This is a genomic window from Neptuniibacter pectenicola (assembly GCF_001597735.1).
GTDB classification, from domain to species: Bacteria; Pseudomonadota; Gammaproteobacteria; order Pseudomonadales; family Balneatricaceae; genus Neptuniibacter; species Neptuniibacter pectenicola.
On record NZ_LUTS01000010.1, the window covers coordinates 1 to 23,145 of the forward strand.

The 23,145-nt window shown below is 45.7% G+C and carries 25 protein-coding genes; 1 reads left to right on the plus strand and 24 read right to left on the minus strand.

Features of this window, described 5'->3' with window-relative positions; genetic code table 11:
• Positions 1 to 213 precede the first annotated feature (213 nt).
• From murI to A3773_RS13095, 18 genes are all read right to left on the minus strand, one after another.
• Positions 214 to 1,059 (minus strand): glutamate racemase, encoded by an 846-nt coding sequence (gene murI / locus A3773_RS13005; RefSeq protein WP_067986725.1) that lies wholly within the window; start codon positions 1,057 to 1,059, stop codon positions 214 to 216.
• Complete coding sequence (der, locus tag A3773_RS13010; protein WP_067986727.1) at positions 1,056 to 2,492, minus strand: ribosome biogenesis GTPase Der; 1,437 nt, start codon at positions 2,490 to 2,492, stop codon at positions 1,056 to 1,058. The genes murI and der overlap by 4 nt, the downstream gene beginning before the upstream one ends.
• Before the next feature lie 84 nt (positions 2,493 to 2,576).
• The gene (bamB, locus tag A3773_RS13015; RefSeq protein ID WP_067986729.1) at positions 2,577 to 3,728 is read right to left on the minus strand and encodes an outer membrane protein assembly factor BamB; all 1,152 of its coding nucleotides are present in this window, start codon (positions 3,726 to 3,728) and stop codon (positions 2,577 to 2,579) included.
• On the minus strand, positions 3,729 to 4,385 hold the full coding sequence (locus A3773_RS13020) for a YfgM family protein (RefSeq protein WP_067986731.1): 657 nt from the start codon (positions 4,383 to 4,385) through the stop codon (positions 3,729 to 3,731).
• A gap of 41 nt (positions 4,386 to 4,426) precedes the next feature.
• Entirely contained in the window at positions 4,427 to 5,668 is a 1,242-nt protein-coding gene (gene hisS / locus A3773_RS13025) for a histidine--tRNA ligase (RefSeq protein ID WP_231902213.1), read from the minus strand.
• Between the two features lie 51 nt (positions 5,669 to 5,719).
• Entirely contained in the window at positions 5,720 to 6,682 is a 963-nt protein-coding gene (locus tag A3773_RS13030; RefSeq protein ID WP_067986735.1) for a RodZ domain-containing protein, read from the minus strand.
• Positions 6,679 to 7,446 (minus strand): type IV pilus biogenesis/stability protein PilW, encoded by a 768-nt coding sequence (pilW, locus tag A3773_RS13035; protein WP_231902211.1) that lies wholly within the window; start codon positions 7,444 to 7,446, stop codon positions 6,679 to 6,681. The genes A3773_RS13030 and pilW overlap by 4 nt, the downstream gene beginning before the upstream one ends.
• A gap of 33 nt (positions 7,447 to 7,479) precedes the next feature.
• The gene (gene rlmN, locus A3773_RS13040; protein WP_067986739.1) at positions 7,480 to 8,595 is read right to left on the minus strand and encodes a dual-specificity RNA methyltransferase RlmN; all 1,116 of its coding nucleotides are present in this window, start codon (positions 8,593 to 8,595) and stop codon (positions 7,480 to 7,482) included.
• A 75-nt stretch (positions 8,596 to 8,670) separates the two neighbouring features.
• Positions 8,671 to 9,078 (minus strand): nucleoside-diphosphate kinase, encoded by a 408-nt coding sequence (ndk, locus tag A3773_RS13045; RefSeq protein WP_067986740.1) that lies wholly within the window; start codon positions 9,076 to 9,078, stop codon positions 8,671 to 8,673.
• A gap of 230 nt (positions 9,079 to 9,308) precedes the next feature.
• The gene (gene iscX / locus A3773_RS13055; protein ID WP_067986745.1) at positions 9,309 to 9,509 is read right to left on the minus strand and encodes a Fe-S cluster assembly protein IscX; all 201 of its coding nucleotides are present in this window, start codon (positions 9,507 to 9,509) and stop codon (positions 9,309 to 9,311) included.
• A 10-nt stretch (positions 9,510 to 9,519) separates the two neighbouring features.
• Positions 9,520 to 9,858 carry an ISC system 2Fe-2S type ferredoxin gene (gene fdx, locus A3773_RS13060; RefSeq protein WP_067986747.1) on the minus strand — a complete coding sequence of 113 codons (339 nt, stop codon included), beginning with the start codon at positions 9,856 to 9,858 and terminating at the stop codon, positions 9,520 to 9,522.
• The gene (hscA, locus tag A3773_RS13065) at positions 9,858 to 11,735 is read right to left on the minus strand and encodes a Fe-S protein assembly chaperone HscA (protein ID WP_067986748.1); all 1,878 of its coding nucleotides are present in this window, start codon (positions 11,733 to 11,735) and stop codon (positions 9,858 to 9,860) included. The genes fdx and hscA overlap by 1 nt, the downstream gene beginning before the upstream one ends.
• Positions 11,736 to 11,744: 9 nt before the next feature.
• On the minus strand, positions 11,745 to 12,275 hold the full coding sequence (gene hscB / locus A3773_RS13070; protein ID WP_075109567.1) for a Fe-S protein assembly co-chaperone HscB: 531 nt from the start codon (positions 12,273 to 12,275) through the stop codon (positions 11,745 to 11,747).
• A 15-nt stretch (positions 12,276 to 12,290) separates the two neighbouring features.
• Positions 12,291 to 12,617 carry an iron-sulfur cluster assembly protein IscA gene (gene iscA / locus A3773_RS13075; protein ID WP_067986754.1) on the minus strand — a complete coding sequence of 109 codons (327 nt, stop codon included), beginning with the start codon at positions 12,615 to 12,617 and terminating at the stop codon, positions 12,291 to 12,293.
• Between the two features lie 35 nt (positions 12,618 to 12,652).
• Positions 12,653 to 13,036: a Fe-S cluster assembly scaffold IscU gene (gene iscU, locus A3773_RS13080; protein WP_067986756.1), complete on the minus strand. Its 384-nt coding sequence runs from the start codon at positions 13,034 to 13,036 to the stop codon at positions 12,653 to 12,655.
• 29 nt (positions 13,037 to 13,065) lie between these two features.
• The gene (locus A3773_RS13085) at positions 13,066 to 14,280 is read right to left on the minus strand and encodes an IscS subfamily cysteine desulfurase (RefSeq protein WP_067986757.1); all 1,215 of its coding nucleotides are present in this window, start codon (positions 14,278 to 14,280) and stop codon (positions 13,066 to 13,068) included.
• Positions 14,281 to 14,299: 19 nt separating this feature from the next.
• Entirely contained in the window at positions 14,300 to 14,797 is a 498-nt protein-coding gene (gene iscR, locus A3773_RS13090) for a Fe-S cluster assembly transcriptional regulator IscR (protein WP_067986759.1), read from the minus strand.
• Positions 14,798 to 14,952: 155 nt separating this feature from the next.
• Positions 14,953 to 15,693: an RNA methyltransferase gene (locus tag A3773_RS13095; RefSeq protein ID WP_067986761.1), complete on the minus strand. Its 741-nt coding sequence runs from the start codon at positions 15,691 to 15,693 to the stop codon at positions 14,953 to 14,955.
• Between the two features lie 170 nt (positions 15,694 to 15,863).
• Between A3773_RS13095 and A3773_RS13100 the strand changes: the two genes are divergently transcribed.
• Complete coding sequence (locus A3773_RS13100; protein ID WP_067986763.1) at positions 15,864 to 16,676, plus strand: inositol monophosphatase family protein; 813 nt, start codon at positions 15,864 to 15,866, stop codon at positions 16,674 to 16,676.
• Between the two features lie 59 nt (positions 16,677 to 16,735).
• Here the strand turns inward: A3773_RS13100 and A3773_RS13105 are convergent, their stop codons facing one another.
• The 6 genes from A3773_RS13105 to hflX form a co-directional block, all read right to left on the minus strand.
• The gene (locus A3773_RS13105) at positions 16,736 to 18,031 is read right to left on the minus strand and encodes an adenylosuccinate synthase (protein WP_067986765.1); all 1,296 of its coding nucleotides are present in this window, start codon (positions 18,029 to 18,031) and stop codon (positions 16,736 to 16,738) included.
• 40 nt (positions 18,032 to 18,071) lie between these two features.
• Positions 18,072 to 19,247 carry an ATP phosphoribosyltransferase regulatory subunit gene (locus A3773_RS13110; protein ID WP_067986767.1) on the minus strand — a complete coding sequence of 392 codons (1,176 nt, stop codon included), beginning with the start codon at positions 19,245 to 19,247 and terminating at the stop codon, positions 18,072 to 18,074.
• 64 nt (positions 19,248 to 19,311) lie between these two features.
• Positions 19,312 to 19,509, minus strand: a complete 198-nt coding sequence (locus A3773_RS13115) for a DUF2065 domain-containing protein (protein WP_067986768.1) — start codon at positions 19,507 to 19,509, stop codon at positions 19,312 to 19,314.
• Positions 19,510 to 19,641: 132 nt separating this feature from the next.
• Entirely contained in the window at positions 19,642 to 20,514 is an 873-nt protein-coding gene (hflC, locus tag A3773_RS13120; protein ID WP_067986770.1) for a protease modulator HflC, read from the minus strand.
• Entirely contained in the window at positions 20,514 to 21,704 is a 1,191-nt protein-coding gene (gene hflK / locus A3773_RS13125; protein WP_067986771.1) for an FtsH protease activity modulator HflK, read from the minus strand. The genes hflC and hflK overlap by 1 nt, the downstream gene beginning before the upstream one ends.
• 134 nt (positions 21,705 to 21,838) lie before the next feature.
• Positions 21,839 to 23,143 carry a ribosome rescue GTPase HflX gene (gene hflX, locus A3773_RS13130; protein WP_075109568.1) on the minus strand — a complete coding sequence of 435 codons (1,305 nt, stop codon included), beginning with the start codon at positions 23,141 to 23,143 and terminating at the stop codon, positions 21,839 to 21,841.
• Between the last annotated feature and the right edge of the window lie 2 nt (positions 23,144 to 23,145).

A 23,145-nucleotide genomic window follows, 5' to 3' on the forward strand; every position in this document is an offset into this window, starting at 1 on the left:
CGAATTATAGACACTTCCTAAACAACGTCAACAGCCAGAACTAAAAAACTGCAAAATAAAGGGAAAAAAGTGAGATTGAGCAAGAATTAGGACTAAATTGATTACGGAATAGTCAATTTAACGTTAGCGCCCCACCCAAGAACAGAGAAGCGCATGCAAACATGACATAAAGCGGGACTATATAGGCGCCATTAACACAAACGCCACCACGCCTTAATGGGCAAAGTGTTGTATATCAACTAATTGTATTTCTGAGGCAGGAATAGGATCTGAGAAAAAGTGCTGAGCCACACGCGCGAAACGGGTAGGCCCGTCGGTTACTAAGAACTGAACCTCCCCTTTGACCGCCCCTATATTTAATAGACCATCTATTTGCAATCGATCAGCCACCGCACGGGCCGTTATCTCTGCCGAATCGACTAAGCTGACCGCGTCACCCATCACCTCCCCAATCACTCCCTTTAATGCAGGAAAATGCGTACAGCCTAATACTAGCGTATCGATCATCGGATGATCGACATGCCGGAATGGTTCAAGACAGGCTTCAACTATTTGCTTAACGAGATCACCGTTATGCCAACCCTCTTCAGCAAGCGCAACAAATAATGAACAGGGGTGGGCTACAACAGAAGCACTAGGTAGCCGTTCTAATATTGCATTTTGATATGCTTGGTTATTAACGGTCCCTTCCGTAGCAATCACACCGATATGCTGACTCTGGGTAGCATCACAGCTAGCGTCGGCACCTGGGCCAATAACACCAATCACAGGAATATCTGGATATAAATACTGAAGTGGCTCAATAGCCACCGCCGATGCCGTATTACATGCAATCACAAGCATTTTAACGTTGCGCTCAATCAGCGCTTTCGCCGCTTGTTCAGCATAACGGGTGACAGATAACGCACTCTTAGTTCCATAAGGAACCCGTGCAGTATCACCTAGGTAGATGAGGTTTTCATTAGGAAGGCGTTGACGAATCGCATTGAGGACGGTGAGCCCACCCACGCCGGAGTCAAAAACACCTATAGGCAGCTGGACATCACCACTTGCACTCATCGCTTACTTTTTTTCTTCTTGTTCATTTTTTTCAATTGTTTTACGTGATCCCTAAAACGCTCTTTTTTAGCTAACTGACGCGAGCTAAGCGGGTTCACTTTGCCTTCAAATGGGTTTTCGCTCGATTTGAACTCGAAACGAATCGGCGTGCCTTTAATGGCAAGCACTTTAATAAACTTGTTTTCCAGATAACGCTTATATGAACCCGGCAACGATTTTGTCTGATTACCATGGATAACAATAATAGGGGGATTAGACCCACCCTGATGAGCATAACGTAATTTAATACGACGATTATTGATCGCAGGCGGTTGATGATCGGCGACAATATCTTCAAGCAATCGCGTTAACTTACTGGTCGACCATTTAGCCATGGCACAATCGTAAGCTTCTTCAACAGAATCATACATATTACCCACCCCACTTCCATGAAGCGCGGAGATAAAGTGCATACGAGCAAAATCAGCGAACTCAAGCTTACGCTCAATCTGCTCTTTAACCTCATCCTTCTCTTCAGCCGTCATGCCATCCCATTTATTCAATGCAATAACTAATGACCGCCCGGTATCAATCACAAAGCTGAGCATATGCATATCTTGCTCAGTTATTCCGTCACGGGCATCGATAACCATAACGACTACATGCGCATCTTTAACCGCTTGCAGAGTCTTAACAATAGAGAATTTTTCTACCGCTTCACGAATACTTTTACGACGTCGAATACCTGCCGTATCAATCAGTGTGTAATTCCGACCATCGCGCTCGTAAGGGATATAAACACTATCTCGTGTCGTACCGGCCTTATCAAATACAACGACACGCTCTTCACCTAACAAACGGTTAACCAAGGTTGATTTGCCCACATTCGGCCGACCAACCACTGCAATTTTGATCCCTTTCTGCACTTGCGCCATCACTTCAAGCGACTCTTCAGTCAGCTCTGGTAACTCTTCAAGCACATATTCAATTAACGAGGTAACACCACGTCCATGGGCAGCAGCAATCGCCAATGGATGACCTAAACCTATAGAGAAGAAATCACCGATAACAACATCAGGATTTAAGCCGTCCGTCTTATTTACAACTAAATGGCAAGGCTTTGATGTTTTACGTAAGTAGTTAGCAATAACCTCATCGGCAGGGTTAAGACCTGCACGACCATCAACAAGAAACAACACTATATCCGCTTCATCGATCGCCTGAAGTGATTGTTTAGCCATTTCATAGTCGATACCTTGCTCATCGCCCGTGATACCGCCCGTATCAATTACGATGTAATTCTGATCCTCACCTAATTGACCCTCGCCATACTTTCGATCGCGCGTAAGCCCTGGCAAGTCAGCCACTAACGCATCTCTTGATTTAGTTAGGCGGTTAAATAATGTAGATTTGCCGACATTCGGTCGACCAACGAGAGCAATTACCGGAAGCATGAACCCTACTCCTGCATTATGCAGGTATAAACAAAACGACGGCTACATGCCTAGCAAGTAGCCGCCAGAATCGAACAATTTAAGTTACTGTATGCTCAGCGCAGCCAAACGGCCACTATTTGTGAGCACATACAAAACATCATCTTTGACGAGCATATCGCCATAGACGCCTGAAGAATCTACCTTATGTCTAGCAACAAAATGACCATCGGTCTGCGACATAACATGCAGATAACCTTCATAATCAGCGACCACAACATCACTACCTATAGTGGCAGGCGCTGTGATACCTCTATTTTCAAGCTCAGCCTGGCGCCAAACACTCGCGCTACTTGCACGATCAAACGCCTGAACAGCGTCATTAGACTCACTGACGTAGATATTACCAAAACCTTCAGCTAATGAGTGGTAGCTTGATACATCCTGCGCCCACACTACCTGCGCACGGAATGGGTTTATCGCCACTAGACGTCCCTGATAACTAGAGACATAGATCATCCGATCAACTAACAGCGGACGCCCATCAATATCAACCATACGCTCCAATTCAGATCGACCTTGCGGCAACGCCACTCGACTTTCCCAAATTGCAGCACCTTTAGCATTATCAATCGCTACCAGCTTACCGCTAGCAAACCCTGCAAACGTAACATCACTTGCCACAATAGGTGAACTGGTGCCACGCAAGGTTAAACGAGGAATCTGGCTGTCATATAACCAGCGCTGCTCACCCGTCACTATATCAAAGGCAATAACTTTACCGTTAATTAGCTGAAAAACGGCGAGCTCTTCATTAAATTGAGCCGCTGAAGTCACTTCCGAGTTAACGTTAGCACGCCATAACTCAGCACCATCTTCAGCAGAAAGCACAACCACTTCACCCTCTTCGTTAGCGACAGCTACTCGGCCAACACCTGCACCAACACCGCCCACGATCGTGGTTTCAAGCTCTACTTCCCAAACTTTCTTGCCTGTTTTAACATCAAACGCATACACCGACCCATCTTTATCAGAGGCAAATATATGCTCTCCATCAATGGCCGGTCTAAACTGGTGATACTTGTTACCTAAGCCTGAACCTACAGAAGCGGACCATAAAACAGATACAGTTTTTTCTGCCTCAAATGAAACCAAAGGATTGGGTTCAACTTCTTCGCCATCATCACCCCAAAAGCCACAGCCTGCGATGATCAGAGACGCGATACTAACTGCAGCTAAACGGCATAGACTTTTCATTTAACTCTCCTGTGCAGCCAGATCATTCAATTTCATTTCTAACAACGGACGGTTATTCGCAGTAGATGCATTAAGAGCCGTCTCATACGCAGACTTAGCCTGAGCGATTTCACCTTTAGCGAGGTAAATATCACCTTTCAACTCATTAATACTCACCACATAACCAGCAACCGGCACACTATTGATAATAGTCAGTGCTTTATCCGCATCGCCTTGGTCAGCAATAATTCGTGCTTTACGCATACTTGCTAACACAAAAATTGATTCCGTCGGCTGATGAGCCAAAACCCAATCAAGCTCGGTAAGCGCCTTATCCAACTCACCCTGCTCAACGGCAACACGCGCCATAATGAGTGCTGCATAATTTGCATAGGCAGTATCATCATAATCCGCTTTAAGCTGCCCACTCAGGTGGTTAGCTGTCGCCAGCTTCGCTTCATCCTGCTGCGGGCCGATTGCACCAACAACAGAATCCAATAAATTTTGATACAGAATAGACCCATTCTCAGCCTGAACAGACTCGTGCTGCTGCCAACCTTTCCAGCCAAGAACGGCTGCCAACGCTACCGCAATACCTAGAATCAAGGATTTGCCATTCTCATCCCACCACGACTTTAGCGCCTGGACTTGCTCTTCTTCGGTGCGTAGCTCTGCCACCTTAAACTCCTGTGCCTATGTTCAAATTCAATAAATTTAGGTTATGCGCGATAGTATTCTGTAATCGCTGCCAGCATCTGCGCTTCCGTAAGATCAAACACCGGTTCATCTTGGTGCCAGATTGTACCGCAAAGCTGCTGATTATCAGACTCTTTTACTAATAGAACAAGAGGCGCACCTGATTGTTGCGCTTTCTGTTTAATATTTTTTAATCCACCGCAGTGTACACGCACTCTTAAGCCCTCACATTCATCACGCAAACGATCAGCCAAAAGTACAATTTTGGATTGCAAACCTTTCTCTTCTGCCGCCACATAGAGATCAAACGGCAAACGCACCTTCTCAGGTATCAGCTCTAATGTTTCAAGCAATAAGATTAGGCGCTCAACACCCATCGCAAATCCAACCGCCGGTGTAGGTCGTCCGCCTAACTGCTTAACCAGTCCATCATAACGACCACCCGCACAGACCGTACCTTGAGCACCTAACTTATCAGTTACCCACTCAAAAACGGTTTTGCAGTAATAATCCAAACCGCGCACTAAACGAGGGTTAACCTCATAAGCAATGCCCGCTGAATCCAAAATTGATGTTAGCTCAGAGAAATGCTGCCGCGATTCCTCATCTAAATATTCACTCAACACAGGCGCATCATTTAACAGTGTCTGTGTTTGTGGGTCCTTGCTATCCAATATACGCAGTGGATTAGAGTCTAGACGACGCAGACTATCTTCATCCAACTGCGCTTTATGCGCACTTAAAAAAGTAACGAGCGCGTCTTTATACTCAGCCCGCGCCTCATTACTACCTAATGAGTTAAGCTGAAGCGTAACCGAGTCGAGTAACCCCAACCGCTTCCACAAACGCGCACTCAATAGAATAACTTCTGCATCTATATCTGAACCGCCCATCCCAAAGGTTTCGACACCAATCTGATGGAACTGACGATAACGTCCCTTTTGAGGGCGCTCATAACGAAACATTGGACCTTGATACCAAAACCGCTGCATCTGATTAAAGAGCAAACCATGCTCTTCTGCGGCACGCACGCAGCTTGCCGTACCTTCGGGACGAAGCGTTAAACTTTCGCCATTGCGGTCATCAAAGGTGTACATCTCTTTTTCAACAATATCAGTTACTTCACCGATAGAGCGTTTAAAGAGATTCGTCTGCTCAACGATCGGCATACGAATTTCACTGTAACCATAAGCAGAAAGGACATCATTGACGGTACTTTCAAGATATTGCCATACTGGCGACTGTTCGGGCAGGATGTCATTCATCCCGCGGATGGCTTTAATTTTGGCCAAAACTACAACCTATAATGCTAAAAATTATTCAGAAACAGGGAGATTTAAACGAACGACATTCTTATTACTAAAGGGCGCTAGATCAAACGTAGCCCCATTATATCTAAAACTACCAACCGCATCCGCCGCACCAATAAGAATGCTCAACGGCGGTTTACCTGTAACGTTAACACTCTGCCCTTTTCCCCTAAGGTTATTAAACAGCTTTTGACCGTCACCATCCTTAATAGATACCCAGCACTCCGCAACAAAATCAGCAGAGATTGTAATATCCGCGTTGACATCCAACACTTGACTAGAACCGTTCAGCGCAGCGCCAGCCTCAGCTGATTTTGGCGTTGCATCGATCGCATCCTGAAGCGCTTTACGCTCCTCTTCAGTCAACTCGGCCTGCTCTTCATCAACCGCGGCTTTATTGCTTAGACCTTCATCAACAGGACTGTCATCTAATGTAGGCAAAGCTAAAGTAGCCGTACCATTTTCTAACATGACAACGTCACCCGCGTCGGTTGCCGATGAAGCGTTTTCTATACCCTCACCTTCAGGCGCAGACGTGGCATCAAAACCGCCATACTGAGTCTGCCACCACCAGATTGAGACCCCTAAAATCGCTAACACAAACACCCATGTGAATAATTTCATCAATGGATCGCCCATCTTAACCTGCTGACGAACGCGACTAACAGGACGAATAGCGCCGTTGCTGGAGCCCTCACCATGAATGGCGACATATTCCGCAACGCGCGCATCGATACCATCAATACCTAACATCTTTAAGTAGGCACGAATATATCCTCTAGCAAATACCATACTTGGCAGGCCTTCTAAACGACCAGCCTCTATACATCGAAGGTACTCAGTCGGCAGGTTTAGATCCGCTGCCGCTTGTTCTATAGATATAGAGCGAGATTCACGAACAGACGTCAGGCGCGCACCCCATTCTTCAGCCAGCACTTCAGGTTGGCGTTCTTGTTCTTCATTATTCAACGCGCAGACTCCTCATATTCACGATACTCTTTTGAATCCGGGTACAGGTTTTTAAGAATCAATGCAAAAGTAGCGGCACGGGTTGCTTCTCTATTATGTCGAGCCAACCGAATGCCGACCCAAAGACTTTTTGCATAGTGATCAACACGTCGATTTTCTACTAAAGCAAGAAAACGATCAAAGTAATTTTCAGCTTCCAAGTAATTACCTTCTAATAGATACAGATCGGATAATTCTACCAATGAGACCGGCCGATTAGCGGTTACTTGTAGCGCACGTTTAAACGCGTGCTTAGACGCTTCATTACGTTCCAACAAACGATAGCAGCGGCCTAAGTTTTCAAATGCTTGGGATCGTAAGTTATAGAAAGGATCTTCGGTGGCTCTTGCTAGCTCTTCACATGCTTCGGCATAACGCTCATTAGAGAAGAGAAAAGCACCAAAATTATTGTGTACCATGGCGGAGTCAGGTGCGACCGATGTCGCCTTGCGGAAGTACTTCTCAGCTAAATCATCATCACCCTCAAGCTGAAAGGTCAAAGCTAATCCATTATACGCTTCGGCGTAACCACTATTAAGCTCAATAGACCGCTGGAATGACTGCTTCGCCGTTACCGTATCGCCACTTTGAAGGTATTGAAACCCCAGCTGGGAATATGCTTCATAAGCAACTGTCTTATTGCTCTCAGGCTGGGAACCCTTTGTCGTACAACCCACGACGACTAGCACCATAAATAGAGCGAGTACCAGTTTGATTCCTCTCACGCTTTCCTTCCCTCTTTTTGTTATGAGTGACGCTTACTCAAGCCCTTGTTGTACAACAGGTATATATTTTTGACTACGACGCGTTCGGTCTTCAACTTGACCCACTAATTGACCACAAGCAGCATCAATTTCATCACCGCGCGTACGTCTTACCGTCGTAACAATGCCACCATGAACGATAATCTCTTTAAATGCCAGAATTCTTTCTTCTGTCGGACGCTCATAGCCTGAATTAGGAAATGGATTGAATGGAATGATATTCAATTTTGACGGCATTCGACGTAAAACTTTCAGTAACTGCTTGGCATGTTCCGGCTTATCATTTACACCATTAATCAACGTATATTCAACGGTGATGACGCGCTTATCACTTAGCTTGCCTAAATAACGATTACAGGCATCAACCAAGTCGTTAATAGGATAACGTTTATTAATGGGCACAAGAATATCACGTAAATCATCATTCGGCGCATGTATAGAAACCGCCAAAGACACATCGGTCACTTCAGCAAGTTTATCAATTGCAGGCACAACCCCCGCAGTGGATAAAGTAACACGCCTTTTAGATAAGCAGTATGCATTATCTTCCATCATCAATGTCATCGCATCAACGACGTTATCGAAGTTCATTAGCGGCTCACCCATCCCCATCATCACTACATTCGACACAACCCGTTGTGAGGTTGTGTTGTAGTCACCATAGGATCTAATCGCAATACGCAGCTGACCAATAATTTCAGCTGCCGTCAAATTGCTATTAAAGCCCTGCTTACCCGTAGAACAAAAACTACAATCTAATGAACAACCTACCTGCGATGATACGCACAGTGTTTTGCGATCGCCGTCAGGAATTAAGACAGCCTCAACACTGGAGCCACTCTCAGTACGAATAACCCATTTTTTAGTGCCATCTTTGGAAACTTTTTCGAGTAAAACTTCAGGCTCACGAATTTCCGCAACTTCTTCCAGCTTAATGCGTAATGCCTTACTGATATTCGTCATCTCTTCGAAGCTAGAGGCTCCAAGCTGATGAATCCATTTAATCACCTGGGTTGCACGGAATTTTTTCTCGCCAATTTCTTCAAAAAAAACTTCCAGTTTTGCGGGTGACATGCCCAGTAAATTAACTTTCTTGGTGGATTCAGTCATGGATGACAGTGCTCATAATTGGGGTAGATCAATAGACCGCTTAACCCGAAAAGGAGAAAGCGGCCTGGACGGCAATTACTTACCGAAGAAGTAAGCGATTTCGCGCTCAGCTGATGCTGGAGAATCAGAACCGTGTACCGCGTTTGCATCAATAGACTGTGCAAAGTCACGACGAATTGTTCCTTCAGCCGCTTCCTGTGGGTTAGTAGCACCCATTAGCTCACGATTTAAAGCAATTGCATTTTCGCCTTCAAGCACCTGAACAACAACAGGACCAGACGTCATAAATTCAACAAGATCACCAAAGAAAGGGCGTTCTTTATGTTCTGCATAAAAACCTTCAGCTTCCTCTTTAGAAAGCTGTTTTAGCTGCATTTCAACGATTTTTAGACCGTTAGTCTCAAAACGAGAAACGATTTTACCAATAACGTTTTTAGCAACTGCGTCAGGCTTGATAATTGAGAACGTACGTTCAAGTGCCATGTTTAAAGCTCCAAAATAAAATAAAACAAAAAGAGTTATCTGAAAACCTTTACCGTTTGGTTAAATACCTACTTTTATCAATAGGAAACAATCAACAAACTGCAATAGGGCTTTCGGATGACCCCTACAAAAATCCAGCGCGCAATTATACGCTAGAGCGGCGCCAGAAAACAGCACTTAAAAAACAACAAAACCCGGCTTAACCGGGTTTTTATACAATAGCTTGAGAATTAATCCATCTCTTCTATCCAAGCCATTTGAATGCCTTCAAGAATCTTCTCTCCACAACGATCAGGATCATCATCAAACGTTTCGAGATCCATCACCTTTTGATACAGATCTGGAAAGCTAATCGTCATAGGATCCTGCTCTGGATACTTTTCAGACAACTCTATAGCAATATCTAATACATCCACCCACTTAAGACTCATATCAATCCCTTTAGTGACGTTCAGAAACCTGATTAATGGTGTACTTTGGAATTTCAACGACTAAGTCTTCATCCCCTACTACCGCCTGACAACTCAAACGCGACTCAGGCTCTAAGCCCCAAGCCTTGTCTAACATATCATCCTCAAGCTCATCCGATTCCTCTAAGGAACCAAAGCCTTCACGCACAATCACGTGACAGGTGGTACAAGCGCAGGACTTTTCACAGGCGTGCTCAATCTCGATTCCATGAGCAAGCGCCGCATCACAGACCGTAACCCCTGGCTCGGCGTCAATCACCTTACCTTCAGGACATAACTCATCGTGTGGCAGAAAGATAATCTGCGGCATCACTCACTCTCCCCAAGTTCATCAATACTGTGGCCTTGCAACGCTTTCTGAATACTATGATCCATCCGGCGCGAAGCATACTCATCCGACGCTTTCGACAAGGCGGCAACGCCCCGTTCAATAGCAATCAGATCACTACCATTACGTAGCTCAATTAGTTTTTCAATCTCACTTTCCAGTGCGGCGTACTCATCAGCACTCAACAACTGCTTACCGTCAGCGACCAACGCATCCTGAAGTGAAACAATCAGCCGATCTGCATCCACCTGCTGCTCGCGCAACGCACGCACATCTTTATCTTCAGCAGCATTTAAATAGGACGCTTTCAGCATCTCTGCAATTTCAACATCACCTAAACCGTAAGACGGTTTAACCTGAATACTACTCTCAACACCCGAGGTCAGCTCTTTCGCATGAACACCCAACAAACCATCGGCATCCACTTGATAGGTAACGCGAATTTTAGCAGCGCCCGCCGCCATCGGCGGTATACCCCGTAAAACAAACCGCGCTAAAGAGCGGCAATCCGATACCAGCTCACGCTCACCTTGGACAACATGAATCGCCATCGCCGTTTGGCCATCTTGATACGTGGTAAACTCTTGAGCGCGCGCAACAGGAATAGAGGTATTCCTATGTATAATTTTCTCCGTTAACCCACCCATCGTCTCAATACCTAGCGAGAGTGGAATAACGTCCAGCAACAACATACCGCTATCAGGTTTATTACCTGCCAGCACATCAGCTTGAATAGACGCACCCACGGCAACAACACAGTCTGGGTCTATTTTTATATGTGGCTCACGCGCGAAAAACTGCTTTACCTCTTCCCGCACCAATGGCACACGGGTTGAACCGCCTACCATCACAACTTCGAGCACATCTTCAGCTTCAACCGATGCATCTTTCAACGCTCTACGGCAAGCCCGAATGGTACGCTTAACAAGTGGCGAGACCAGCTCATCAAACTGAGCTCTCGATACTGTAATGGACTGTTTATGCCCTTTAATCTCAAGATCAATGGTCGCTTCGTCAGCACCACTCAATACTTCTTTCGCTTGTTTTGATTTTTCCATCAAATAGCGGGATACCGAATTACCATCAATATCTACGCCTAGCTGCTGCGCTATCCACTCAGCCAGAGCCAAGTCAAGATCATCACCACCCAGTGCACTATCACCACCGGTAGACAGCACCTCAAACACGCCTTTATTTAGACGCAGTATAGATATATCAAAGGTACCACCGCCAAGGTCATAAACGGCAATAATGCCTTCCTTACCTTGATCTAAACCATAAGCAACAGCCGCAGCCGTAGGCTCATTCAACAAGCGAAGCACTTTAATATTCGCTAAGGTCGCTGCATCTTTAGTCGCCTGCCGCTGCGCATCGTCAAAATAAGCAGGAACCGTAATAACAGCACCCGTCAACTCGCCGCCTAGCGCCTCTTCAGCACGGGCAACCAACGTTTTCAATATATCAGCTGAGACCTGAACAGGGCTTTTGTTGCCTGCTGCTGTTTTAATGTACGGCATACCACCATCATTAATATCAAACTGATAAGGCGCTTCATCACCTAGCGTCTTAAGATCACTAACGCCGCGCCCCATTAATCGTTTAACCGATATAATCGTATTATCTGGATCTGAAGCAGCATAGGTACGCGCCTCAGCACCCACCAAATGATTGCCGCATGGCATATACCGCACAACGGAAGGCAACAGGTGCTGACCATCAATATCGGGGATGGTAACTGCTTCACCACTCTTAACGGATGCCACAAGAGAATTGGTGGTGCCTAAATCGATACCAACTGCCAATTTATGCTGATGCGGAGCTTCACTCTGCCCCGGTTCTGCTATCTGTAATAGCGCCATAGTATTGCGTTAACCATCCAGCCTGTCTTCGAGACGTTCTATCTCAACGACAAGCTTTTCTAAAAATTGCATTTTACGCACAGACTCAGTTGCGACACTTAACGCCTCATCCTGATAATTCTGTGCAAACTGTTCGCGCAAAGCCTTTAACATACCTTGAACTTCAACCTGTAGCGCGTCTAATTCAGTATATGGATCTTCCAGCTCAGGAATCTCTTCCAAACGCTCACGTAACTCCATCTGCTGCATCAAGAACATTGGGTCGACGGCTGTAGATGACTCACTCTCGGTATCAATCCCTCGTAATGACAGAAGATACTGCGCTCTTAAAAGCGGTGAACGTAATGTCGCGATCCCTTCATTAAGGAAGGACATATATTGCACAGCCATACGCTGCTCACGATCAGATAAATGAGCATAACGGTCAGGGTGAAGTGTTTTTTGTAATTCGCGAGAACGATCAGCCAGTGCTGACTGATCAACAGTGTACGATACCGGCAGGCCGATAAACTCAAAAAAATTCTTAGTGATATCCATCATTCTGCCGAAAAGAGTTTAGACGTTAAAGCTTTCACCGCAACCACATTCGCTAGAGACATTAGGGTTATTGAATTTAAAACCTTCATTCAACCCCTCTTTCACGAAATCTAATTCAGTACCATCCAAGTACAACAGGCTTTTAGGGTCAATAACAATCCGAACATCTTGCGGACCATTAAACACCTCATCCTCTTCCTGAACATCATCTACGAATTCAAGGACATAAGCCATACCAGAACAGCCAGAGGTACGCACACCTAAACGAATACCCGTACCGTGGCCACGCTTCTCAATATAGCGAGCAACATGCTCTGCTGCCGCCTCAGTCATGGTAATTGCCATAAACGTCTACTTCTCCCGAACAAGCAACTAAACGATTACTTGCTCTTTTTTTCTTTATAGTCGGCTACTGCCGCTTTAATCGCGTCTTCAGCTAACACAGAGCAGTGAATTTTCACTGGTGGTAACGCTAACTCTTCAGCAATGGCAGTATTTTTCAACTCTGCTGCTTCTTCTAGCGACATACCTTTAACCCACTCAGTGATTAAAGAGCTAGAGGCGATCGCAGAACCGCAACCATAAGTTTTAAACTTAGCATCTTCAATAATGCCATCGTCGCTTACCTTGATCTGTAAGCGCATAACATCACCACATGCAGGCGCTCCTACCATGCCGGTACCAACGTTTGCATCTTTATCATTCATCTTGCCAACATTACGAGGGTTCTCGTAATGATCAATAACTTTCTCACTATAAGCCATGACGACCTCCAAAAACTTTCAGCGTTGAATTAGTGATGAACCCATTCAACTTTGCTCAGATCAACACCGTCTTGAAACATATCCCACAACGGTGAAAGCTCACGTAGCTTGCTCACTGCATCCTCAATTTGAGCCACAGCGTAATCAACCTCTTCTTCCGTCGTAAAACGCCCGAAAGAGAAACGAATAGAACTATGTGCAAGTTCATCATTCAAACCCAACGCACGAAGCACATAGGAAGGCTCTAAACTTGCAGACGTACAAGCCGAACCGGAAGAAACAGCCAGATCTTTTAATGACATCAGTAATGACTCACCCTCAACAAAGGCAAAACTGATATTTAAATTACCCGGAACTCGCTGCTCTTTAGAACCATTCAAATAAACCTCTTCCATATCCTTAATACCGGCAAGGAAGCGATCTCTTAATGCGATAATAGCTTTAGTATCGGCAGCCAGCTCTTCTTTACAGATACGAGCAGCTTCCCCCATACCTACAATTTGATGTGTCGGCAAAGTACCTGAACGCATACCACGCTCATGACCACCGCCGTGAATTTGAGCTTCCAAACGGACACGCGGCTTACGACGTACAAACAGTGCACCGATCCCTTTTGGACCATACATTTTGTGCGCGGAGAAGGACATAAGATCAACTTTCGCTTTATCTAAATCAATCTCTATTTTGCCGGCACTTTGAGCCGCATCCACATGAAAGATGATACCCTTAGCACGGGTCAACTCACCAATGGCTTCAATATCTGTAATTGTGCCAATCTCGTTATTCACATGCATAAGCGACACAAGAATCGTATCTTCACGAATAGCATCTGCAACCGCTTGCGGCTCAATCAAACCATCTGTATTGGGCGTTAAGTAAGTTACTTCAAACCCTTCACGTTCAAGCTGACGGCATGGATCTAAAACAGCTTTATGCTCAATCTTAGAGGTAATAATGTGCTTACCTTTCTTTTGATAGAAATGAGCTGCGCCTTTTACCGCTAAATTATCAGATTCTGTAGCGCCCGAAGTCCAAACAATCTCACGGGGATCCGCATTAATCAGATCAGCAACTTGGCGTCGAGCAATCTCTACTGCTTCTTCTGCTTTCCAACCAAACAGGTGTGAGCGAGAAGCGGGATTGCCAAAATTACCATCCACCGTCAAACACTCGACCATTTTATTAGCAACGCGTTGGTCAACAGGAGTCGTAGCGGAATAGTCTAGATAAATCGGTGTTTTCATTAATTCTCTCCGAGCCTACTTATACAGACGCTTTACCTGAAAGCGCCAGCGTATCTGATCCCGTCATAATCTGATCCAAATTAACCCGATCCTGACGTTCTGAAATATTTTGCACATCTTTTCTGGCGACTAAATCAGCCAATGATATGCTTCTTAAAAAACCATGAATTTGATCACTTAAATCGCACCATAGATGGTGAGTGAGGCAAATTTCGCCACTTTGACAGTCACCATGACGCTGGCAACCTGTCGCATCGACCGATTCATTCACCGCATCGATAACCTCAGCAACATTGATAACAGCTTGTTCGCGATTAAGCTGATAGCCACCACCTGGGCCTCGCACACTACGTACTAATTCATTTCTACGCAGTTTTGCAAATAACTGTTCAAGGTATGACAAAGAGATTCCTTGTCTTTCTGATATATCAGCCAAACTAATAGGACCCTTGCCTTCATGCAGAGCCAGATCAAGCATTGCTGTTACAGCATAGCGCCCTTTTGTCGTCAGTCGCATATTTCGTACCCCGATGCGAGTTAGCATTTGAGTCTATTATGCAATACCCGACTAAAAAGGTCAATTAAATAACCAACCATTATAGTAGGGCTTTACCTACTTTGTGCGCGAATTCTAACACGAATAGACGATAACCCCACGCCCCAAATCAAAGATTACTCTTTAACCTGCTTCTGGGTGGCCGTTAAGATGCCACGCAGCACATTCACCTCAACCTTATCCAACAAGGAACGAAGGTATAGGCGGCGCAATCTAGGCATTAATTGACGCGGACTATCTGGGTCCAAAAAATCAATATCGATGAGCGTCTGCTCCATATGAGCAAACAACCGCTCTAGGTCAGCACTATCTGCCAAGTCGATATCCCAATCCGTTCCCCACTGCGGTTTATGCACCGCATTTTGCTCAGCATACAAACTCGCCATGCGTAGCTCATAGGTAATCACCTGAACAGCCGCCGCCAAATTTAACGAACTAAACGCCTCATTTGAGGGTATGTGCACATGATGATGACAAAGGTGAAGCTCTTCATTAGTCAGCCCACGATCCTCTCGACCAAAAACGATCGCGACTTTTTTATCCGTCATGATAGGCGATACGATTGAAGCCAACTCGCGAGGATCAACAATAGGCCAAGGGATATGGCGACCACGCGCACTTGTCCCAACAACTAACTGACAATCCGCAATAGCGTCCTCTAGAGTCTCGTGAATAACCGCACTCTCTAGCAGGTCCGTTGCCCCTGAAGCTCGCGCATCAGCATTGGGATGCGGAAACTTTTTAGGCGCCACAAGATGCAGCTCTTCAAACTTCATATTTTTCATTGCACGCGCGACCCCACCAATATTTCCAGGATGGGTAGTATTAACAAGCACGATACGCACATTAACTGACATCAAATCGACCTTAGAAAGTAGGAAACAACCTATTTTAACAGACCTAGCGGCATCAATTCAGCTATTAAGCACATCTAATCCCCGACTTAACACAAGCTTTTATTCACGACTCTCCCATCATCAGGTATAATACCTGCTTCAATTTTGTACAGTCTTTAGGTCCCCATCAGATGCAACCTATGGTTAACATTGCACTGCGCGCTGCTCGCGTCGCAGGAGAACAGATTACCCGCGCCGTCGAACGCTTAGATCTTGTAAAATCAGAACAAGCGGATGTAGCAAAATTAATCAGCGAAACATGTAAAAAAGCTGAATTAAGCATTACTCAGGCGATCCACAAAGCTTACCCAAGCCACAAAGTGGTTGGGGAGTACACTGGGGAACATGCACCTATTGGCGAAGGCCCTGAATTCACTTGGAGCATCAATCCAATTGACAGCCTATCCAATTTCTCCAACGGCTTACCAACCTTTGCACTTTGCATTGCAGGCCAACAGAACAATCGCATAGAACACGCATTGATTCTAAACCCCATTACGAACGAAGAATTTACAGCTAGCCGCGGCCATGGGGCGCAGCTAAATGGTAAACGCTTACGCGTAAGCAACCATAAAGGCATCGAAAACGCCTTAATCAGCACCGGCTTCTTCAATCGCAAAAATGATAAAGATCACCTCGAAACTTATCTCAATATTTTTCGCGATATCACCACAACAGGTGGCACCCTTTATAACGGCGGCTCCCCTGCACTCAATTTAGCCTACACTGCGGCAGGCCGAATCGATGGCTATTACCAGATCGGCCTAAATTACGGTGAGATCGAAGCAGGGCTTCTACTTATTCAAGAAGCTGGCGGACTTGTAGGGGACTTTAAAGGCAGCAATGATTTCCGTAAAAACGGTAATTTAGTTGCAGGCAACCCTAAAATGTTTAAAGCACTCACTAAGGCACTTCAACCATCACTTACTGATGATCTGAAATAGACCTTACTGTAGACACAAAAAAACCGGCATATGCCGGTTTTTTTATGCTTACACAACCCTTACACTTCGTAAGGGTTACGTAAAATAATGGTCTCAACACGATCAGGTCCAGTAGAGATAATATCTACAGGCGCCTCAACCAGCACTTCGATACGCTTAATATAAGCAACAGCTGCTGCTGGTAGCTCATCAATCGACTGCGCACCGACTGTGCTCTCATGCCATCCTGGCATTGTTTCATAAACCGGCTCAACCGCTTCGTAATCTTCACTACCACTAAGCGATGTAACGATATGACCGTCTGAATCTTTATAGCCTACACAGATGTTAATCTCATCCATGCCATCCAAGACATCAAGTTTAGTCAAACAAAGACCTGAAACAGAGTTGATCTGTATCGCATGCTTCAATGCAACCGCATCAAACCAACCACAACGACGCGCACGACCAGTCGTAGAACCAAACTCATGACCACGTTCAGCCAAACCTTCACCTACATTACAATGCAGCTCTGTAGGGAATGGGCCACCGCCAACACGCGTAGTGTAAGCTTTAGTGATACCTAAGATATAATCCAGATACAACGGACCAAAACCACTGCCCGTAGATGCACCGCCCGCTGTCGTATTAGACGATGTCACATAAGGATAAGTGCCATGATCAATATCTAACAATGACCCCTGCGCACCTTCAAACATAATATTCTTACCCGCTTTGCGCAGGTCATGAAGCATAGCCGTCACATCAGCAACCATAGGCGCAATCTGCTCACCCATCGCCAACGCTTCATCAAGCACTGTTTGGTAATCAACAGGCTCAACCTTGTAATAATGCTCAAGCTGGAAGTTGTGATATGCCACAACCTCTTTCAATTTAGTTGCAAAGCGCTCTTTATCCATCAGGTCAGCTAAACGCAAACCACGACGCGCAACTTTATCCTCATAAGCAGGACCGATACCACGACCTGTCGTACCAATCTTTGCTTCACCACGCGCAAGTTCTCGCGCCTGATCTAATGCAACATGGTAAGGAAGAATAAGAGGACAAGCGGGGCTTAAGCGCAAACGTTCACGCACAGGAACCCCTGCATCTTCAAGACCTTTAATCTCTTTCAACAGCGCTTCCGGCGAAAGCACCACACCATTACCAATCATACACACGACATTGTCGCGTAATATCCCCGATGGAATCAGGTGCAAAACAGTCTTTTCACCGTCTATAACCAACGTATGACCCGCATTATGTCCGCCTTGAAAGCGAGCGACTGCTGAAGCTTGGTCTGTTAGCAAATCAACGATTTTGCCTTTACCTTCATCACCCCATTGGGTACCCAGAACGACTACGTTTTTGCCCATTGCTGCCTACTTGAGATTACTTGAAAAAATTTAATACACGTTACAGGTCGCTAACGACCCATTCACCATTACGCTGCACCAATTGAGCGGTACATTTTGTTGCCGGTTCAACGTCCGACAACGCATAAATAACACTGACACCATCCGCACGAAGCTGCTTCACTTTCTCTAGAAGCGAAGCATCCTCTTCTGCTGGCGCTAGAACTCGCTGAAGGCTTGGAGCCACATCCGAAGATAGCTCAACAAGCGTATACAGATCAGCACTAAAACCGGTCGCCGGACGCGCACGCCCAAAATCGCGACCAATCTCATCGTATCGACCACCTTTAGCAATCGCTTGCCCAAATCGAGGGATATACGCAGCGAAAACAACACCTGTGTGGTAGTTATAACCGCGCAATTCACTTAAATCGAAATACTGATCTAGATCGGGAAAGCGTAGCGCAAGACGATCAGTTAACTGCTGTAGGTACTCAATAGCGTCAAGCACACGCGCAGGCGCCTCAGCAAACAACTGACGGGCACGCGCTAACACCTCAACCCCACCGTTCAAGCGGGGTAATTCTAACAAACATTTTGCGATGATAGGTTTTGCATCCAAGGCGTTAACAAACAACGTCAACTCAGGCAACGCCTTACGACTTAATATATCCAAATACTGTTCTTTCTGCTGCTCAGTTAACTGCGCAACTTCCATCAACCCAGTAAACACACCAACATGACCTAAATCGATACTCAGCTCATGCTCAAGGCCCACCGCCTGCATAGTCTCAACCATAAGGGAGATAACTTCTACATCACTCTCAATACCTGAGTGACCATAAAGTTCAGCACCAATCTGTAGAGGGTTACGCGAAGCTAAAGGCTGGGTAGGCATGGCATGAACAACAGGGCCGGCATAACAAAGACGTGTTACGCCGGGTGTACGTAAGCGGTGAGCATCAATACGTGCAACTTGCGGTGTAATATCCGCGCGTACACCGATTAAGTGACCACTCATCTGATCCGTTGCTTTAACTGTATTAAGTTCCAAATCACGACCAACACCTGTCAGCAACGACTCAAGATGCTCAAACAAAGGCGGCATAACCAACTCATAGCCCCAATGCTCATACAGATCCAGTAGACGCCTACGTGAAAGTTCAACGCGACGGGCCTGCGAGGGAAGAAGCTCTTGCACACCTTCCGGTAGCAGCCAACGATCTGCCAATGCCATGTGGTACTCCGTATATCTCAAAAAAACATCACACCGGGTAAACACCCGATACTTCAATAAATCTTTAATGAACTACGTAGAGAAGAAAAACCCCTAGTAGCATACTGCCAAGACCGATAAAACGTAGAGATCGGTCACTGATAAGCGCAAGCTGCTGAACAAGATTGCGCCATCGCTGTGGATAAAGAAAGGGGATTATACCTTCAAATATAAGCATCAAGCAGAAACCAATCACCAGACCATTAATCAATTCAGATGACATAAACCTACCTGATATTCCCAATCCCATCACACAAAAAAACCGGGCTTTAACCCGGCTGCGATATTCTATCACGGAATCAGGGGAATGCCTTCCCCTGAACCGCTTTTTTGTATATTTTTACGTCAACATTTCTTAACGTACACTCGGTTGCCCCATGTACTTAAAGAAATCGCTGTCAGGCTTCAAGACAAGCACATCGCCACTTTGGGAGAATGACTCGCGGTACGCCTGCAAACTACGGTAAAACGAGTAGAACTCTGGATTAGCTGAATAGGCTTTAGCATAGTTATTTGCTGCAACCGCATCCCCTTCACCACGAAGCTCTTCTGACTCACGATACGCCTCGGCCTCAATAACCGTTCTCTGACGATCAGCATCCGCACGAATACCTTCCGCAAGCTCTTTACCACGGGAGCGAAGCTCGCGCGCCTCAAGTTCACGTTCAGAACGCATACGTCCATAAACAGATTCAGACACCTCTTGCGGTAGATCGATACGCTTAACACGCACATCTACAACTTCGACACCTAACTCTTGGATAGCAATTTTACTTAAATTATTAGTCAGTTCGCGCATCAACTCTTCACGCTCACCAGAAACAACCTCAGTTACAGTACGCTCACCAAACTGATTACGTAATCCAGTATCAACACGGTCTGAAAGTAGCTGCGCTGCTTTTAACGTATCACCAGACGTTGCGGTATAAAATTTCTGTACATCCGATACACGCCACTTCACAAAAGAATCAACGATTAAACGCTTCTTCTCAAGGGTCAAGTACGCTTGTGGACGCGCATCCAAGGTCAGAATACGTGCATCAAACTTACGCACTTTATTCATCACTGGAATTTTAAAATGCAAACCAGGTGCTACATCCGCTTGGGAAACCTCACCGAACTTCAGCAAAACCGCGCGTTCAGTTTCTTTCACGATATACAGAGAGCTTTGGGCAAACAAAACGACAATCGCTAGGATAACTAGGCCTACTATGGATTTAGATTGCATTATCGACCCTCCCTACGTGTAGTCTGTCTTATACGAAGCTCATCAACCACCTGATCGGTTACTTCTCTCAAGCTTTGGCTATCTAAACGAACGGGTGAGTTCGCATCAGCCGCTACAGGTCGACTTTGCATAATTTTATCCAGTGGTAAGTACATCATATTATTACCACCCTCAACATCGATCAGCACTTTAGGGTTACCCGCAAGCACTTCCTGCATTGTGTCTAAATACAAACGTTCACGTGTTACGTCCGGCGCTTTCTCATACTCTGTTAGTAATGCAGTAAAACGCTTAGCATCACCTTCAGAACGAGCAACAACCTGTTCTTTATACGCACTCGCTTCTTCTAAGACACGCTGTGCCTTACCGCGTGCTTCTGGAATAATTCCATTCGCATAAGATTCAGCTTCGTTTTTAACACGCTGCTCATCTTCTCGCGCCTTGATCACATCATCGAAGGCGTCTTGAACCTGATTAGGTGCCTTAGCTTCTTTGATGTTGACCTTAGAAATGCGCAAGCCAGTACCGTAATCCTTCATATAATTCTGCAAACGTTCTTGCACTTTAACTGAAAGTTGCTCACGCCCCTGCGTCAAAATCGAATGCATATTGGTAGAACCAACCACATGACGAAGCGCAGATTCAGCCGCATGAGAAAGACTTGCTTCAGGATCCCTAACCGTTAAGACAAATCCTTTGGCATCAGAAATAACGTACTGAACCGTCATCTCAACATCAACGATGTTCTCATCTTTAGTCAACATAAGCGCACGATGATCACGGGTACGAACACGTGTCACGTTTACAAGTTCAACAAGATCGATTAACGGTGGGTTCCACTGCAAGCCAGGTTCGACAGTACCACTGTACTTACCTAAACGAAGCACAACGCCTCGCTCCTGCTGATCGACTGTATAAAATCCCCAGCCACCCCAGACCAATACCGCAATTACGGCAATGATCACAAAGAATCCAGCACCCGATGAAGAGCCGGAGTTTCCTCCATTTCCAGAATTACGCTTGCCAGAACCACCGAATATACCACTCAGCTTATCCTGCAGTTTACGTAACGCCTCATCTAAGTCAGGAGGTCCCTGATCACCACCCCCTTTATTACCCCCGCGGTTATTATTACCACTACCCCAAGGATCTTTATTATCGCCATTACCACCAGGCTCATTCCAAGCCATACGCCACTCCGTATAAACAACTAGTTAGCTAAATTAAAACACACAAACCCAATAAACATTATTCGATTGATCATACTACCCCTCTCGTAATACTCGACGTATTTAAAAGAAACAGACGTATCCATCGAACAAACTCAATAAGGATTGACCTCTACTGGAAAACAACGTTCCTGAGGCATACCCAAATGACTCAAAATTTGTAACATATCTTTTTTCTGGATACGCACCTCAAGAACAATAGATCCATTTTCATCCATTTGCTCCGAAAGTACCGCACCACTGTCATACAATCGCGCTCTAAACTGACCTTCACTTGATTGCAAAGTAACACTGTCGTGATAAACATCATCCGCCAGTAACTCATTAACCGCCTGAAATAACAGTTCATGACCTTTACCCGCTACCGCTGATAACCAAACGCGAATAGGTTTACCCTCTTCGTTACGGTCAATGCGAGCCTCACGCCCTTCAAGCAGGTCAATTTTGTTATACACTTCAAGCACAGGCACTTCATCTGCGCCAATTTCACCCAAAACATGTTCAACTTCAGCTACATGCTCATGCCTATCATCATCATGACAATCGATCACATGCAATAACAGTGTTGCCTCAATCGTTTCTTGCAGTGTCGCCCTAAATGCTTCAACCAGTTTATGCGGTAAGTGTCGAATAAAACCAACCGTATCAGCCAGTATCGCGGGCCCAACATCCTCAATATCAATACGACGCAAGGTTGGATCCAAGGTCGCAAAAAGTTGATCAGCTGCATACACTTCGGAGGCCGTAAGCGCATTAAACAACGTCGATTTACCCGCATTGGTATACCCAACCAATGAGAGCGTAGGTACTTCGGCTCGTTTTCGCGAGCGACGCCCCTGATCACGCTGCTTACGTACTTTTTCCAAACGTTTATGAATAGATTTCATCCGAGCACGCAACAAGCGACGGTCAGTCTCAAGCTGTGTTTCACCCGGACCACGCAAACCTATACCACCTTTTTGTCGCTCAAGGTGAGTCCACCCGCGAACCAATCGGGTCGACATATGGTCCAACTGCGCCAACTCAACCTGCAACTTACCCTCATGGGTACGTGCACGCTGAGCAAAGATATCCAGTATGAGTCCTGTACGATCAAGCACCCTACATTGGATTTCACGCTCAATATTTCGTTCCTGAGCGGGACTCAAGGCATGGTTAAAAATCACAACTTGCGCATCATGATGATCAACCAAGGTCTTCAGCTCTTCAAGTTTACCTTGCCCTATGAAGAACTTAGGATTGGGGTGCCCAAGCGACCCAGTAAGAAATTCAACCGGATCTGCACCAGCAGATAATGCCAGCTCTTCGAGCTCCTTCGGACTTTCTTGGTCAGCCGCAGCTGCCAAATTCATGTGTACTAATATGGCGCATTCGCCACTCTTCGGTCGCTCAAAGAACAATG